The following is a 14,622-nucleotide window of genomic DNA, read 5'->3' as shown; positions in this document are numbered from 1 at the left end:
GAATGGCTCGTTACATTGGTCCAAAATGCAAACTGGCTCGTCGCGAAGGCACCGATCTCTTCCTGAAGAGCGGCGTGCGCGCTATCGAATCCAAGTGCAACATCGAAGCAGCTCCTGGCATCCACGGCCAGCGTCGCGGTCGTCAATCCGACTACGGCACCCAGCTGCGTGAAAAGCAAAAAGTTCGTCGTATCTACGGCGTACTCGAGCGTCAATTCAGCGGCTACTACAAACAAGCAGCTGGCAAGAAGGGCGCAACCGGCGAAAACCTGTTGCAACTGCTCGAATGCCGTCTGGACAACGTTGTGTACCGCATGGGCTTCGGTTCTACTCGTGCCGAATCCCGTCAGCTGGTATCGCACAAGTCGATCAGCGTAAACGGTCAGACCGTTAACGTTCCGTCCTACCAGGTTCGTGCTGGTGACGTGGTCGCTGTTCGCGAGAAAGCAAAAAATCAACTTCGCATTGTCCAAGCTCTCGATCTGTGTGCTCAACGTGGCCGCGTAGAATGGGTAGAAGTAGACACTGAGAAGAAGTCGGGCGTTTTCAAGAACGTTCCAGCTCGCAGTGATCTGTCCGCCGACATCAACGAAAGCCTGATTGTCGAGCTCTACTCCAAGTAAGGGCTAGAAAATAGGTGCATCCATGCAGATTTCGGTAAATGAGTTCCTGACACCCCGCCACATTGATGTGCAGGTTGTCAGTCCAACCCGCGCCAAGATCACCCTCGAGCCTCTCGAGCGTGGTTTTGGCCACACCCTGGGCAACGCGCTGCGCCGCATCCTGTTGTCCTCAATGCCCGGCTGTGCAGTAGTCGAGGCCGAGATTGACGGTGTGCTCCACGAGTACAGCGCCATCGAAGGTGTACAGGAAGACGTAATTGAAATCCTGTTGAACCTTAAAGGTCTGGCTATCAAGCTGCACGGCCGTGACGAAGTTACGCTGACCTTGTCGAAGAAGGGTTCGGGGGTGGTTACCGCTGCCGATATTCAGCTGGATCATGATGTCGAGATCGTTAATCCCGATCACGTAATCGCTAACCTGGCGTCTAACGGCGCCCTGAACATGAAGCTCGTAGTAGCTCGTGGTCGTGGTTATGAACCGGCCGACTCGCGTCAGAGCGATGAAGACGAAAGCCGCAGCATTGGTCGCTTGCAGCTCGACTCTTCGTTCAGCCCGGTTCGCCGTATCGCATACGTGGTGGAAAACGCCCGTGTCGAGCAGCGTACTAACCTGGACAAGCTGGTTATTGATCTGGAAACCAACGGTACTCTGGATCCTGAAGAGGCTATCCGTCGTGCTGCAACCATCCTGCAACAGCAGTTGGCTGCGTTCGTCGACCTCAAGGGTGACAGTGAGCCAGTGGTAGTCGAGCAGGAAGACGAGATCGATCCGATCCTGCTTCGCCCGGTTGACGATCTGGAACTGACTGTACGTTCGGCTAACTGCCTTAAGGCGGAAAACATTTACTACATCGGCGACCTGATTCAGCGTACCGAAGTAGAACTGTTGAAGACTCCGAACCTGGGCAAGAAATCCTTGACTGAAATCAAGGACGTTCTGGCCTCCCGCGGTCTGTCCCTCGGCATGCGCCTCGACAACTGGCCGCCTGCAAGTCTTAAGAAGGACGACAAGGCGACTGCCTGATCGTCGTAATCACCGAACGTTGTGTTTGGTAAGGAATGAACCATGCGTCATCGTAAAAGTGGGCGTCACCTGAGCCGCACCAGCTCGCACCGCAAGGCCATGTTCCAGAACATGGCGGTGTCGCTGTTCGAGCACGAGCTGATCAAAACTACACTGCCGAAAGCTAAAGAACTGCGCCGCGTTGCCGAGCCGCTGATCACTTTGGCCAAGACAGACAGCCTGGCTAACCGCCGTCTGGCTTTCGACCGTACCCGTTCGAAAGCTATCGTTGGTAAGCTCTTCAACGACCTGGGCAAGCGCTACGCTACCCGTGAGGGTGGCTACCTGCGCATCCTCAAGTGCGGTTTCCGCGCTGGCGACAACGCTCCTATGGCGTACGTTGAACTGGTTGATCGTGCTGTCGGCGGTGAAGCTGTATCCGCTGAGTAAGACGTCAGTCTGAAACAAGGAACCGGGCCTAGCGCCCGGTTTTTTGTGTCTGCCTATATTGGATATTTCTATCGTTAGCTAATGTGTAATGCATTGGATGTTGTAACACTGGTGGTCAATACTCTTTGTCAGCCGATTAGCCGGCAGTTTCACAGACTGACAGAGGAAGATTGAGCATGAGCCAGACCAAAACTCTTACTACCGCAAGTGGCGCTCCTGTCGCTGATAACCAGAACTCTCGTTCCGCCGGCCCCCGGGGCCCTCTGCTTCTCGACGATTTTCACCTGATCGAAAAGCTCGCCCATTTCAACCGCGAGAATATTCCCGAGCGTCGCGTGCACGCCAAGGGTTCAGGCGCCTATGGCACTTTCACCGTTTCTCGTGATATCACCGAGTACACCAGCGCCAAGTTGTTTGAGGCGGTAGGCAAGAAGACTCCGACCTTCCTGCGTTTTTCCACGGTAGGCGGCGAGCGTGGTTCGGCAGACACCGAGCGGGACCCACGCGGCTTTGCCCTCAAGTTCTACACCGAAGAAGGCAACTGGGACATCGTAGGCAACAACACCCCGGTGTTCTTCATTCGCGACCCGCTGAAGTTTCCCGACTTTATCCACACCCAGAAGCGCTTGCCCCAGAGCAATCTGAAAAGTGCCCAGATGATGTGGGATTTCTGGTCCCATTCGCCCGAGGCGCTGCACCAGGTAACCATTCTGTTTTCCGATCGGGGTATTCCGGACGGCTACCGCCACATGCATGGCTTTGGCAGCCACACCTACAGTCTGATCAACGCCAAGGGTGAGCGGCACTGGGTCAAGTGGCACTACAAGACCAAGCAGGGCATCAAGAACCTGGCGCCGGCTGACGCAGCGCGCCTGGCCGGTACCGATCCTGATTACGCCCAGCGCGACCTGTTCAATGCGATCGAGCGCGGTGAGTTTCCGAAATGGAGCGTGTGCATCCAGGTCATGACCGAAGCTCAAGCCGCCGCGCATTACGAGAACCCCTTCGATGTGACCAAGACCTGGTCGCAGAAAGAGTTCCCGTTGATCGAAGTGGGTGAGCTGGAACTGAACCGCAACCCGTTGAATTACTTTGCAGAGGTCGAGCAGGCTGCATTCGGCCCTAGCAACATGGTACCTGGGGTAGGTCTTTCGCCGGACCGCATGCTGCAAGGCCGGGTATTCGCATACGCCGACGCGCATCGCTACCGTGTGGGTACCAACCACCAACAGTTGCCGGTGAACGCTCCATTGAGCCCGGTGAACAGCTACCAGCGCGACGGCTCCATGGCTTTCGGTACCAATGGTGGTGCGGCGCCTAACTACGAGCCCAACAGCTATGGCGATGCGCCGAAGCAGGCTCCACGTTATGCCGAGCCGGCCCTGGCACTCAGCGGTGCTGCGGACCGCTACGATCATCGTGAAGACACCGACTACTACAGCCACGCTGGTGCGTTGTTCCGCCTGATGAACGATGAGCAGAAGGCATTGCTGATCAATAACATCGCCGGCGCCATGGCTGGAGTGACGGCTGATGTGGTTGATCGGCAGTTGCAGCATTTCTACAAGGCCGACCCGGCTTACGGCGAAGGCATCGCCAAAGCTTTGGGTGTATCGCTCAAGTAAGTCTAAATAAGAAGCAGAACCGCCCTCATTCGGGCGGTTTTTGCGTTATTTCTACTGGTTTTCTCAGATATTCTTCACTTTTTCAGCTGTTTCTAAGTGACCTGCAAGTCAGCTTGGTTCAAACTATCCACTTTCAAGCAGGGAGATGTAGGGCGATGCAAGGTCACCCGGACGTAATCGATTACCTCAACACGTTGCTGACGGGCGAACTGGCAGCACGCGACCAATATTTCATCCACTCGCGGATGTACGAAGACTGGGGCTTTACCAAGCTCTATGAGCGTATCAACCATGAAATGGAAGAAGAGGCGCAACACGCCGACGCCCTGATGCGCCGCATCCTGATGCTCGAAGGCACTCCGCGCATGCGCCCTGACGATCTCGACACCGGAACCACGGTGCCGGAGATGCTGGCCAGCGACCTGCGCCTGGAATACAAGGTGCGCGCCGCGTTGTGCAAAGGCATCGAGCTGTGCGAGTTGCACAAGGACTATGTCAGCCGCGACATCTTGCGCATCCAGCTGGCGGATACCGAGGAAGATCACACCTACTGGCTGGAGAAGCAGTTGGGCCTGATCAAGTCCATCGGCCTGGAGAACTACCTGCAATCGCAGTTCTGATTGCCTTAGGTGTTGCTGCCTGTTCGCGAGTAAAGCTCGCTTCTGCGGGAGGGGCAGCAACCCCTAGAGACAAAAAAGCCCCTGGCACCGTCAAGTGCCAGGGGCTTTTTCATGGGCCTCAGGCGCGGTCGCGGGTCAGCAACGGCTTGAGGTAGTGCCCGGTATGGGACTGCGGCATCTCCGCAACCTGCTCCGGGGTGCCCACGGCAATGATCTGGCCGCCCTTGGAACCGCCTTCCGGCCCCAGGTCCACCAGCCAGTCGGCAGTCTTGATCACATCCAGGTTGTGTTCGATCACCACCACGGTGTTGCCGTGATCGCGCAGGCGGTGCAGTACGTCCAGCAACTGCTGGATATCCGCAAAGTGCAGGCCCGTGGTCGGCTCATCAAGGATATACAGAGTCTTGCCGGTGTCGCGCTTGGACAGCTCGCGAGACAACTTGACCCGCTGCGCTTCGCCACCGGACAGGGTCGTCGCCGACTGCCCCAACTTGATGTAGGACAGGCCCACATCCATCAGGGTCTGCAGCTTGCGCGCCAGGGCAGGCACCGGGTCGAAGAACTCCCTGGCTTCCTCGATGGTCATTTCCAGCACCTCGTGGATGCTCTTGCCCTTGTACTTGATTTCCAGGGTTTCGCGGTTGTACCGCTTGCTCTTGCACACGTCGCAGGGCACGTAGATGTCCGGCAGGAAGTGCATTTCCACCTTGATCAGGCCATCGCCCTGGCAAGCCTCGCAGCGCCCACCCTTGACGTTGAAGGAGAAGCGACCGGGCCCGTAGCCCCGGGAGCGCGACTCGGGTACCCCGGCGAACAGCTCGCGGATCGGGGTGAACAGCCCGGTGTAGGTCGCCGGGTTGGAGCGCGGAGTCCGGCCGATCGGGCTCTGGTCGATATCCACTACCTTGTCCAGGTGCTGCAGGCCGTTGATGCTGTCGTGTGGCGCGACTTCCAGGGTGGTGGCGCCATTCAGTGCGGTGGCGCTCAAGGGGAACAGGGTGTTGTTGATCAGGGTCGACTTGCCCGAGCCCGATACCCCAGTGACGCAGGTCAGCAGGCCAATGGGGATCTCCAGGTCGACATTGCGCAGGTTGTTGCCGCGAGCGCCCTTGAGGGTCAGGGAGAGCTTCTTGTTGCGCGGCGTGCGCTTGGCCGGCACCACGATCTTCACCCGGCCCGAGAGGTATTTGCCGGTCAGGGAGTCCGGATGGGCCATGACCTCTGCGGCGGTGCCTTCGGCAACGATTCGCCCGCCGTGCACACCGGCCCCCGGGCCGATATCGACGACATAGTCGGCCAGGCGAATGGCGTCTTCATCGTGTTCAACCACGATCACCGTGTTGCCGATGTCGCGCAGGTGTTTCAGGGTTCCCAACAGGCGATCATTGTCCCGCTGGTGCAGTCCGATGGACGGCTCGTCGAGGATGTACATCACCCCCACCAGGCCGGCGCCGATCTGGCTGGCCAGGCGGATACGCTGGGCTTCGCCGCCGGACAGGGTGTCCGCGCTGCGGTCCAGGGTCAGGTAGTCGAGCCCGACGTTGACCAGGAACTGCAGGCGCTCGCGGATTTCCTTGAGGATCTTGTCGGCGATTTCGCCACGGCGCCCGGTGAGTTTCAGGGTGCCGAAATAATCGGTGGCGTCGCCGATGGGCAGGCTGGTGACTGCCGGCAGGGTTTTCTCGCCCACCCAGACGTGCCGCGCTTCGCGACGCAGGCGGGTGCCACGGCAATCCGGGCAGGGCTGGGTGCTGAGGAACTTGGCCAGCTCTTCACGCACGGTGGCCGATTCGGTTTCCCGGTAGCGGCGCTCTAGATTCGGCACTATCCCTTCGAACGGGTGGGAGCGCTTGACGATGTCGCCCCGGTCGTTGAGGTATTTGAAGTCTACGTTCTGGGTGCCGCTGCCGTGCAGGATGACCTTCTGCTGATCCGCGGGCAGTTGGTTGAACGGTACTTCCAGGCTGAAGCCGTAATGAGAGGCCAGCGAACCGAGCATCTGGAAGTAATAGACGTTGCGCCGGTCCCAGCCGCGTATCGCCCCTTCGGCCAGGGTCAGCTCGCCATTGACCAGGCGCTTGATGTCGAAGAACTGCTTGACCCCCAGCCCGTCGCAGGTCGGGCACGCACCGGCCGGGTTGTTGAAGGAGAACAGCTTGGGTTCCAGTTCGCTGATGGCATGGCCGCAGATCGGGCAGGCGAAGCGCGCGGAGAAGATCATCTCTTCTCCCGGCTCGTCGTCCATCGGCGCCACCAGGGCAATCCCGTCCGCCAGTTTCAAGGCGGTTTCAAAGGATTCGGCCAGGCGCTGCTGCAGGTCGGCGCGGACCTTGAAGCGGTCGACCACCACATCGATGGAGTGCTTCTTCTGTTTATCCAGCTTCGGCAGCTCGTCCAGCTCGAACAGCTTGCCGTTGACCCGGGCGCGAACGAAGCCCTGGGCTCGCAACTCTTCGAAGACCGACAGATGTTCGCCCTTGCGCTCGCGGATCACCGGGGCCAGCAGCATCAGCTTGCTGCCTTCGGGCTGGGCCAGCACCAGGTCGACCATCTGGCTGACGGTCTGGGCTTCCAGCGGGATGTCGTGGTCCGGGCAGCGTGGAGTACCGACGCGGGCATAGAGCAGGCGCAGGTAGTCGTAGATCTCGGTGATGGTGCCGACGGTGGAGCGCGGGTTGTGGGAGGTGGATTTCTGTTCGATGGAAATCGCCGGCGAGAGGCCTTCGATGGTGTCGACATCGGGCTTTTCCATCATCGACAGGAACTGTCGGGCATAGGCCGAGAGCGACTCGACATAGCGGCGCTGGCCTTCGGCATACAGCGTGTCGAAAGCCAGGGACGACTTGCCGGACCCAGACAGCCCGGTGATGACGATCAACTTGTCCCGCGGCAGGGTCAGGTCGATGTTCTTCAGGTTGTGGGTGCGGGCCCCACGAATCAGAATCTTGTCCAAAAGTGGCCTCGATCGGCGGGCGTAAAGGCAGGAGTATAAAACCAAACACTGGATGGATGCACACTATCGTTCGGCGCTTTTTTGATCGCTGGCATGGGCTGCGCGGCAAAGCGTCGCCATATACCCCCTCAATCGATCCGACTGGTAGAATCGCCGCCGGTTCACATGAGGTTTATCCATGCACGATCCCCACAACGAACGCATGAGTGGCAGCGAGACCCGCGCGGCAAGCGGGCTGGCCCTGGTGTTCGCCTTCCGTATGCTTGGCATGTTCATGGTACTGCCGGTCCTGGCGACCTATGGAATGGATCTCGCAGGAGCGACCCCGACCCTGATCGGGCTGGCGATTGGTGCCTATGGCCTGACCCAGGCAGTGTTCCAGATTCCCTTCGGGATCATTTCCGACCGTATCGGTCGTCGTCCGGTTATCTACCTGGGGTTGATCGTGTTCGCCCTGGGCAGTGTGCTGGCGGCCAACGCCGATTCGATCTGGGGGGTGATCGCCGGGCGTATCCTGCAGGGCGCCGGCGCAATTTCCGCGGCGGTGATGGCGCTGCTTTCCGACCTGACCCGCGAACAGCACCGGACCAAGGCCATGGCCATGATTGGCATGACCATCGGTCTGTCCTTTGCCGTGGCCATGGTGGTTGGCCCGCTGCTGACCCGCAGTTTCGGACTTTCGGGGCTGTTCCTGGCCACCGGGGCCATGGCCCTGGTGGGCATTCTGATCATCGCCTTCATGGTGCCGCGCTCAACCGGGCCGCTGCAGCACCGGGAATCCGGAGTGGCGCGCCAGGCGCTGATCCCGACCCTCAAGCACCCCGATCTGCTGCGCCTGGATCTTGGTATCTTCGTGTTGCACGCGATGCTCATGTCGAGCTTCGTGGCCTTGCCCCTGGCGCTGGTGGAAAAAGCCGGCCTGCCCAAGGAGCAGCACTGGTGGGTCTACCTCACCGCACTGCTGATTTCGTTCTTCGCCATGATCCCGTTCATCATCTACGGCGAGAAGAAACGCAAAATGAAACGAGTTCTGTTGGGCGCGGTCAGTACGCTGCTGCTCACCGAGCTATTCTTCTGGGAGTTCGGCGACAGCCTGCGGGCGCTGGTGATTGGTACCGTGGTGTTCTTCACCGCGTTCAACCTGCTGGAAGCGTCCTTGCCGTCGCTGATCAGCAAGGTTTCGCCGGCGGGTGGTAAAGGAACGGCGATGGGGGTGTATTCCACCAGCCAGTTCCTCGGTTCGGCACTGGGCGGCATCCTCGGCGGCTGGTTGTTCCAGCATGGCGGTTTGTCGGCTGTGTTCCTTGGATGCGCAGTCCTGGCTGCACTCTGGCTGGCCTTTGCTGTTACCATGCGCGAGCCCCCGTATGTGACGAGCCTGCGCTTGCCGTTATCGCCCGAAGCGATCCGCGAAGCCGGCCTGGTCGAGCGCCTGAAGGCCGTTGTTGGGGTAACAGATGCCGTAGTGGTGGCCGAAGAGGCCGCCATTTACATCAAATTGGACACCGAATTATTGGATCGCACGACCCTCGAGCAACTGGTCAATCCAGCGCCGTCGGCGAGCGAAGCCTAGGAGAACGTTATGGCCCGTGGGGTTAACAAAGTCATATTGGTCGGCACTTGCGGCCAGGATCCCGAAGTTCGCTACCTGCCTAACGGTAACGCCGTGACCAACCTGAGTCTGGCCACCAGCGAGCAGTGGACCGACAAGCAGACCGGTCAGAAGGTCGAGCGCACCGAGTGGCACCGCGTGTCGATGTTCGGCAAGGTCGCGGAGATCGCCGGTGAATACCTGCGCAAGGGTTCGCAGGTCTACATCGAGGGCAAGCTGCAGACCCGCGAGTGGGAGAAAGACGGTATCAAGCGCTACACCACCGAAATCATCGTCGACATGCAGGGCACCATGCAGCTGCTGGGTGGCCGTCCACAGGGCGACCAGCAAGGCCAGGGCGGCATGTCCAACTCGGCACCGCGTCCACAGCAGTCCCGTCCTGCTCCGCAGCCACAGCGTGAGTCGCGTCCAGCGCCACAGCAGGCCGCTCCGCAGCCGGCTCCGGACTTCGACAGCTTCGATGACGATATTCCGTTCTGATCGCTGTTTTCAGCGTTCAGCATCGATAAAAACGGGGCCATGCAGATGGCCCCGTTTTTTTATGCCCGGGTTTAACCGGTGTGCCGCATCACTCAGCTCAAAGCGCCACTCGCCGCAGTCGGCCGCTCAGTGCGACCACCTGCTGCTCCGGCGTCGGAATCGGCCGCCCACTCAGGCCCATGCCTTCACTCACCAGCACCGCTTCTCCGACGCAGCACAGGTTGGAAGGCGTATCCAGGCCCTTGGCGAGTACTTGCACGCTTCGTTGCTGCAAATCGCAGCGCAGCAGGCGGCCGCTGAAGCGGGCGAAGCCGCCGTGCAGGACTTCGCCGGCCCAGTCCGGCGGCAACGGTTGCAGCAGCCGGTCGCACAGTTCCAGCACCAGGATCCGCTCCTGCGGGTCCAGCGCCAGCCCGGTGGGCAGTTGCAGTCCGCGAATCAGCACCTCGATCCTGCCGCTCTCGGGCCAGACCCGGATCACCTGGCCCGCCTTGTCGGCGAAGTCGATACCCATCCGCGCCGGGTCCCGGCGCAGCTCGCCGGAGAACAGGCTGATCAGCACGGCATCCGTCTGCGGCTCGTGCACCAGGGTCACCGGCACGGCTTCCTGGCCCTGATCCAGATCGGGCAGTTGCGCCAGGACTTGTTCAGCGCCCTCGCTGAACTCCACCAGTTGGTTGCTATCGGGCTTGACCGCCAGCCAGCTGCGGCGCGACGGGTGATAGCACAGCGAGTTGAGGTTGCCGCGACTATGGAACAGCGGCTCGGGCGGGTTGTATTGCAGGTCCAGCAGCTTGGAGCCGGCGACGTAGTCGGTTTGGCTGGCCAGGCAGCGCCCGTTGCCGAGGGCGATGTCCGACAGGCCCATGATTTCGTCGCGAAGCATGCGCGATTGCATGTTCATCGAACGAAAACCCTGAGCCACGACCTGGGGCGGCAGGTAGGCGCCCGGCTGGCCCGGATCCGGACGCAGGCGGCTGATGCGGCCGCTGAACGGCTGGTCCGGCAGGCCCGAGCCGGCTTCCGCCAGCAGCAGGCTGCCATCGCCTTGCAGGCAAACCCCGCGAGGGTTGAGCAGGCCCTCGGCGATGACGTGATCCGGTCGCAGCACCTGCTCGAGCTGGGTGGGAATATGCAGAGCAACGGGCATGGTCTTCTCCTTGTTCAAGGCTGCCAGGGCGTGCCGTTGAGGTAGGCGGTCAGCAGGGAGCGTTGGCTTGGCGACATCGAACGCACCACGGACATGTACAAGGTGGTGTTCTGGTACTCGGGGGATATCCGGGCCAGGATCGCCTGTTTGTAACCCATCACCGCGTCGGGCTGATTGAGCTGGATGTAGCGCGACATGGCGGGGAAGGCCAGGTAATGAAAGCGCAGCACGTTTTGAAACGCCTGTTCCCAGGTGACGATGCTGCCTGTTGGAACGCCGAAGTCGCTCCAGGCGTACTTGCGGAAGTTGCTGAAGCTCTGGGTCAGAGGGTTGTTGTCGATGGTGTAGGTCAGTGTGGTGAAGCCAGCCTGGGTATTGGAACCGGCGACGGGAACGACGTTGAAACTCACCGAAGGTTGACCGGCCGGCACCGTTACCGAGTTCGGAAGCTCCAGGAAGTTCCAGTAGCGGTTGGCTTGATAGACGGCGGTCGCCGAGGCATCGATGCTGATCGGCGTAGCCTTCTGCACCGGCGCTCCCAGGTAACGGACTTGCAAGGTGATCTGCACGCCTGTGCTGTCGGGATCGAGGTAGGTGTTGCGCTGATCGCTGTAGACCCGATACGGGCATTCGGGGGCCGACAGCGCCGGGTTGCGGGTGGTCCCGGGCGCACTAATGCACAAGGGCGTGCTCTGCACCAACTGTGTCTGGGTCGAGTTGAGCGGCACGTCGATGATGCCGCCGTACCGGTAGTAGTCCTGCAGCAGCGGGTCGCTGGGTTCAAAGCTTGCCAGGGGCGTGGTTCCGGCCGCGATGGTGACGGTACCGTAGTCGGCGTTGGGGCCGATGGGGCTGGTGATGTCGTCGCGTACAGCTCTGAACGTCTGCTTGGGGATCAGGTTGACCATGTCGATGCTCAGTTGCTCGTTGGCAACCTCGGCATAGGCCACGCTGTTGATGTTCAGGTCTTTGTCGGCATTGATGATTTGGCGGCCCGGCGGACAGATCTGCGGCTCATCGGTAAACGCCGTGGCCAGGGTACCGATGACCCGGCCGATGCTCGGGTTCGGGCTGAACTGGTTGGCTGCGTAGTCGGCATTCAGTTGCTCGGTGGTCAGGGTCGGACACATTTCGAACATCACGAAACGCAGCACGATCCCGGTAGCGTTGGGCGCTTCGATCAAGGCCCGGAGTCCGGCACTTTCCTTGTTGTAGCTGACGATGCTGCTCAGCGGAAAGGTCAGTTGAAAGGTGCCGCTGGCATGGAAGGAACCCGGCGAGTCCATGGTTGCAGGCTCCAGCACCCGGGTATTGAGGTCGAAACTGCTGCACACGGTATCCCAGCGAATCAAGAGCTGAGGCGTGTTGCCGTTGCCGATCTGCAGGCCTCCGACAAAGATCTGGGTCGTGGTGCTGGCTGTGGGGTCCAGGTCGACCATCATCGGGCCGGAGTAGGGACCTTGTCCGGTGCCGGGGGTCACGGAGCCGAGCAGGTAAACCGGCTGTCCGACCATATCCCCTTCCAGCGCAATGTTGCCCGGGGTGCCTTGGGAACTGATCAGCGCGTTGTGCAGCGTCACCACGTGTTCGCCATAGTGATTCCAGCCGCCGGCCGTGTACCGGCTGTTGGGGCCGATTCTCGGGTCCGGGGCGTTGATCAGTTGGTACAGGTGCTCATCGCTATAGGTCTTGGCCTGGTCCGCCACGGTCGAGGTGGTCAGGTCGAACAGCTCAAGGGAGGTGGCGATGCCATTGGGCAAGGTCGGTGAGTTGTTTGGCACGCTGACGTCGGTAGAGATGCCGCCCCAGAAGTTCAGTCGGGGTCCATTCAATATGCTCATGATCTATTCCTTATCCTTGGCGACGCTGGTGACTGGGGCTTGGGCGAATCTGAACAGGAAGGAGAAGTCGCTCTTGTACTGGCTGTTGAGCGGTGCGGCCATGGAATGGCAGTTCATGCAGCTGCTGTTGGTCTGGATGTAACTTTCCATGGTGACGTTGGCCGACAGTGATGGCGTTGGTTGCCCCAAGGGGTTGCCGGGGTTATCCGGCGACTGCGGGCGTTGGGTGGTGATCAACTGGTAGTACTTGAACACGCTTTGCTGTACCTGCGGATCGCCCTGGTATTGGGTATTGATCTGCTGGGTGACGTCCGTGATCGGGGTGACCCGGTTCAGCGGGTCCGGGGTACTGAAGCTGTTACCGGGTTTTGGGGTACAGACCATTTGTCCAGCTTGTTGCTGCCACAGGCAGGGGGATTGGTTGAGGCTTTCGGCGGGCGCCTTGGCGTTGAAGTAGGAGTAGAAAATCCCCGAGACCGGTTGGTCCACCCAACGGCCCCCCAGCTGGGTCTTGGGAGGCACGTTGTCGATCTGCTCGAAGGTCGACCAGATCCACTGCGGGAACCCCTCCACCTTGCTGATGATGTGCAACCCCACCAATCCCAAAGTGGCCTCGGTGGTGCCGTTGGGCTGTCCCTGACTGTCGAACTGGGTGACCAGGGCCTTCATTGTCAGATAGCGGCTGCTGTCGTCGGCGCTGCCGAGGATGCGCCAACTGCTCTTGATCTCGCCGGCGTTGTTGGGAAAGCTGATGTTCTTCGCTGCGTTGACGACCACCGCGTTGTAGAAGTCGTTATCGACGATGTAGTTGTAGGAGACCTCGTTGGCGGCGATGTCGTAGTAGGTCGGGTTGCCGCGCTGGTCAATCAGCCAGCCGCCCACCGCCTGGTTGTCCGCTTGCACCACCTGGGTGTTCTTGACCGCGGCGATGTTGATCAGGCTGAGATTTCTGCGGGGCAGTTGCGAGTTCCAGAGGCCCGGATTCTTGGCCCCGGGGAGGAAGGTCTCGCTGACGCTCTTGTAGGTCTGCCACACGGTATCGCCAGGGCTGCCCAGGGGCTTGCTGCAATCGGCCACTCCGCGCTGTCCCGCCTGGGCCGGCCAGTTCAGGTTGATGAACATCTTCCAGCTGTATTGATCGAAAGCCTGCTGCGACGCGCCCGCAGCAGGCACCGCAGCCGTGGGTGGGCAGCTGGTCTGCGGCGCCGCTGCGCTGGGCTGCAGGGCGCTGGCCTGCTGGCTGCCCAGGCCAAGCAACAACAGGGCGGTGAAACGGCTCCAAGGGTTCATGAGGCGGCTCCTGTCATGGCGAGGGGGGCGAAAGTTGGTTCCACTGCGGCCGCGCACCGTTCTTCAGCGATGGCGGTGGCGTGAAGAGCTGGCAGTCCGGCGGGTTGGCCGGGCACATCTTCGCCACCTGGTCCCAGGTCGTGGCCGGATTTGGTTTCTCGGTGCGCCAGTTGAGGTAGTTCTGGCTGACGATTGGCGCGTTGGCGACGCTCTCGTCACCGGAGAAATAGAACGATTGCGGATGCTGATAGGCCGGCTGGCCCGGGCCGTCGCTGCTGGCTTTCTTGTAGAACGCATAGCCGAACAGAATCGGGCTCGGCTGGACCGGGATCTCCAGCGCGTAGGCCTGCACGCTGCCATCCAGATGCTGGCTGCGGGCGGCGCTGTAGGGCAGGTGCTTGATGAAGTCCCGGCGCGGCGGGTGGTTCATGGGCGAGAACATGCAGCAGGCCGGCATGTCCTTTGGCCGGTCCTCGGGGTAGGTGAGGAAGTAGGCCTTGTTGCCCAGGGAAACGAAGGAGCAGGTGTAGTTGTTGTCCTTGATCGGGAAGATCGGCAGGCAGTACTTCTCGTAGTGCTCCATCATCGCCCCGGTGCCGTCCTTGTCGGCCGGCACATAGTCGTTGTCGTAGTAGCTGGTGCCCCGGGACACGGTGTAGTCGGCCGGTTTCAGGGTGCTGGGCGGGCTGCTGTAGGGCGGTGGGTTCTTCACGTAGTTGGCGGTGACCCGGTACATGATCCAGTCACTGACCCAGGTTGCCGGGTAGAGCGGATCGGCCGGCTCGCCGGGTTTGCGCTTGGCGATGCAGTTGTTGGTCTTGGCGTCGCACCCCCGGTCGTTGTGCACGCCCATGTTGAAGTAGACGTTGTCGGGGTAGGTCTCGGCCCATAGCGTTTGGCTGGCGCTCAGCAGGCTGGCGGCCAACAGCAGTTGCTTGAAGAGACTGGCGTTCATCTGACACTCCTTTGAAAGCG

The 14,622-nt window shown here is 60.7% G+C and carries 12 protein-coding genes; 7 read left to right on the top strand and 5 right to left on the bottom strand.

Features of this window, described 5'->3' with window-relative positions; all coding sequences use genetic code 11:
* Nucleotides 1-2: 2 nt before the first annotated feature.
* The 5 genes from rpsD to bfr all read left to right on the top strand — a co-directional run bounded on the left by rpsD (nucleotide 3) and on the right by bfr (nucleotide 4,321).
* Nucleotides 3-623: a 30S ribosomal protein S4 gene (gene rpsD / locus ACUXVH_RS28085; protein ID WP_011063772.1), complete on the top strand. Its 621-nt coding sequence runs from the start codon at nucleotides 3-5 to the stop codon at nucleotides 621-623.
* Between the two features lie 22 nt (nucleotides 624-645).
* A complete protein-coding gene (locus ACUXVH_RS28080) occupies nucleotides 646-1,647 on the top strand; it encodes a DNA-directed RNA polymerase subunit alpha (RefSeq protein WP_007970428.1) in 1,002 nt (333 codons plus the stop codon).
* 42 nt (nucleotides 1,648-1,689) lie between these two features.
* Nucleotides 1,690-2,076 (top strand): 50S ribosomal protein L17, encoded by a 387-nt coding sequence (rplQ, locus tag ACUXVH_RS28075; RefSeq protein ID WP_007924175.1) that lies wholly within the window; start codon nucleotides 1,690-1,692, stop codon nucleotides 2,074-2,076.
* Between the two features lie 176 nt (nucleotides 2,077-2,252).
* On the top strand, nucleotides 2,253-3,701 hold the full coding sequence (locus tag ACUXVH_RS28070; RefSeq protein ID WP_019094236.1) for a catalase: 1,449 nt from the start codon (nucleotides 2,253-2,255) through the stop codon (nucleotides 3,699-3,701).
* Between the two features lie 155 nt (nucleotides 3,702-3,856).
* Nucleotides 3,857-4,321, top strand: coding sequence for a bacterioferritin (bfr, locus tag ACUXVH_RS28065; RefSeq protein ID WP_011063770.1), 465 nt, complete (start codon nucleotides 3,857-3,859; stop codon nucleotides 4,319-4,321).
* 118 nt (nucleotides 4,322-4,439) lie between these two features.
* Here bfr and uvrA read toward each other — a convergent pair whose 3' ends face one another.
* Nucleotides 4,440-7,274, bottom strand: coding sequence for an excinuclease ABC subunit UvrA (uvrA, locus tag ACUXVH_RS28060; protein WP_065363594.1), 2,835 nt, complete (start codon nucleotides 7,272-7,274; stop codon nucleotides 4,440-4,442).
* 178 nt (nucleotides 7,275-7,452) lie between these two features.
* Between uvrA and ACUXVH_RS28055 the strand changes: the two genes are divergently transcribed.
* A complete protein-coding gene (locus ACUXVH_RS28055; protein ID WP_011063768.1) occupies nucleotides 7,453-8,847 on the top strand; it encodes an MFS transporter in 1,395 nt (464 codons plus the stop codon).
* 9 nt (nucleotides 8,848-8,856) lie between these two features.
* Nucleotides 8,857-9,366 carry a single-stranded DNA-binding protein gene (locus ACUXVH_RS28050; RefSeq protein ID WP_011063767.1) on the top strand — a complete coding sequence of 170 codons (510 nt, stop codon included), beginning with the start codon at nucleotides 8,857-8,859 and terminating at the stop codon, nucleotides 9,364-9,366.
* A gap of 97 nt (nucleotides 9,367-9,463) precedes the next feature.
* On the opposite strand, the gene ACUXVH_RS28045 is transcribed toward ACUXVH_RS28050, so the two are convergent.
* Genes ACUXVH_RS28045 through ACUXVH_RS28030 form a run of 4 tightly spaced genes read right to left on the bottom strand, consistent with a single transcriptional unit; the run spans nucleotide 9,464 to nucleotide 14,602 of the window.
* Nucleotides 9,464-10,516 carry a hypothetical protein gene (locus ACUXVH_RS28045; protein WP_065363595.1) on the bottom strand — a complete coding sequence of 351 codons (1,053 nt, stop codon included), beginning with the start codon at nucleotides 10,514-10,516 and terminating at the stop codon, nucleotides 9,464-9,466.
* A 14-nt stretch (nucleotides 10,517-10,530) separates the two neighbouring features.
* A complete protein-coding gene (locus tag ACUXVH_RS28040) occupies nucleotides 10,531-12,357 on the bottom strand; it encodes a hypothetical protein (protein WP_065363596.1) in 1,827 nt (608 codons plus the stop codon).
* Nucleotides 12,358-12,360: 3 nt separating this feature from the next.
* Entirely contained in the window at nucleotides 12,361-13,647 is a 1,287-nt protein-coding gene (locus ACUXVH_RS28035; protein WP_065363597.1) for a hypothetical protein, read from the bottom strand.
* Between the two features lie 13 nt (nucleotides 13,648-13,660).
* Complete coding sequence (locus ACUXVH_RS28030; RefSeq protein ID WP_053154150.1) at nucleotides 13,661-14,602, bottom strand: hypothetical protein; 942 nt, start codon at nucleotides 14,600-14,602, stop codon at nucleotides 13,661-13,663.
* Nucleotides 14,603-14,622 lie beyond the last annotated feature (20 nt).

The sequence above is a fragment of the Pseudomonas sp. 8(2025) genome (assembly GCF_052665325.1).
This window is presented reverse-complemented; position numbering and strand designations above follow the sequence as displayed.

Coding starts and splice junctions, on each gene's coding strand:
- rpsD (WP_011063772.1), top strand. CDS start 3: ATGGCTCGTTACATTGGTCCAAAATGCAAACTGGCTCGTCGCGAAGGC.
- ACUXVH_RS28080 (WP_007970428.1), top strand. CDS start 646: ATGCAGATTTCGGTAAATGAGTTCCTGACACCCCGCCACATTGATGTG.
- rplQ (WP_007924175.1), top strand. CDS start 1,690: ATGCGTCATCGTAAAAGTGGGCGTCACCTGAGCCGCACCAGCTCGCAC.
- ACUXVH_RS28070 (WP_019094236.1), top strand. CDS start 2,253: ATGAGCCAGACCAAAACTCTTACTACCGCAAGTGGCGCTCCTGTCGCT.
- bfr (WP_011063770.1), top strand. CDS start 3,857: ATGCAAGGTCACCCGGACGTAATCGATTACCTCAACACGTTGCTGACG.
- ACUXVH_RS28055 (WP_011063768.1), top strand. CDS start 7,453: ATGCACGATCCCCACAACGAACGCATGAGTGGCAGCGAGACCCGCGCG.
- ACUXVH_RS28050 (WP_011063767.1), top strand. CDS start 8,857: ATGGCCCGTGGGGTTAACAAAGTCATATTGGTCGGCACTTGCGGCCAG.
- ACUXVH_RS28045 (WP_065363595.1), bottom strand. CDS start 10,516: ATGCCCGTTGCTCTGCATATTCCCACCCAGCTCGAGCAGGTGCTGCGA.
- ACUXVH_RS28040 (WP_065363596.1), bottom strand. CDS start 12,357: ATGAGCATATTGAATGGACCCCGACTGAACTTCTGGGGCGGCATCTCT.
- ACUXVH_RS28035 (WP_065363597.1), bottom strand. CDS start 13,647: ATGAACCCTTGGAGCCGTTTCACCGCCCTGTTGTTGCTTGGCCTGGGC.
- ACUXVH_RS28030 (WP_053154150.1), bottom strand. CDS start 14,602: ATGAACGCCAGTCTCTTCAAGCAACTGCTGTTGGCCGCCAGCCTGCTG.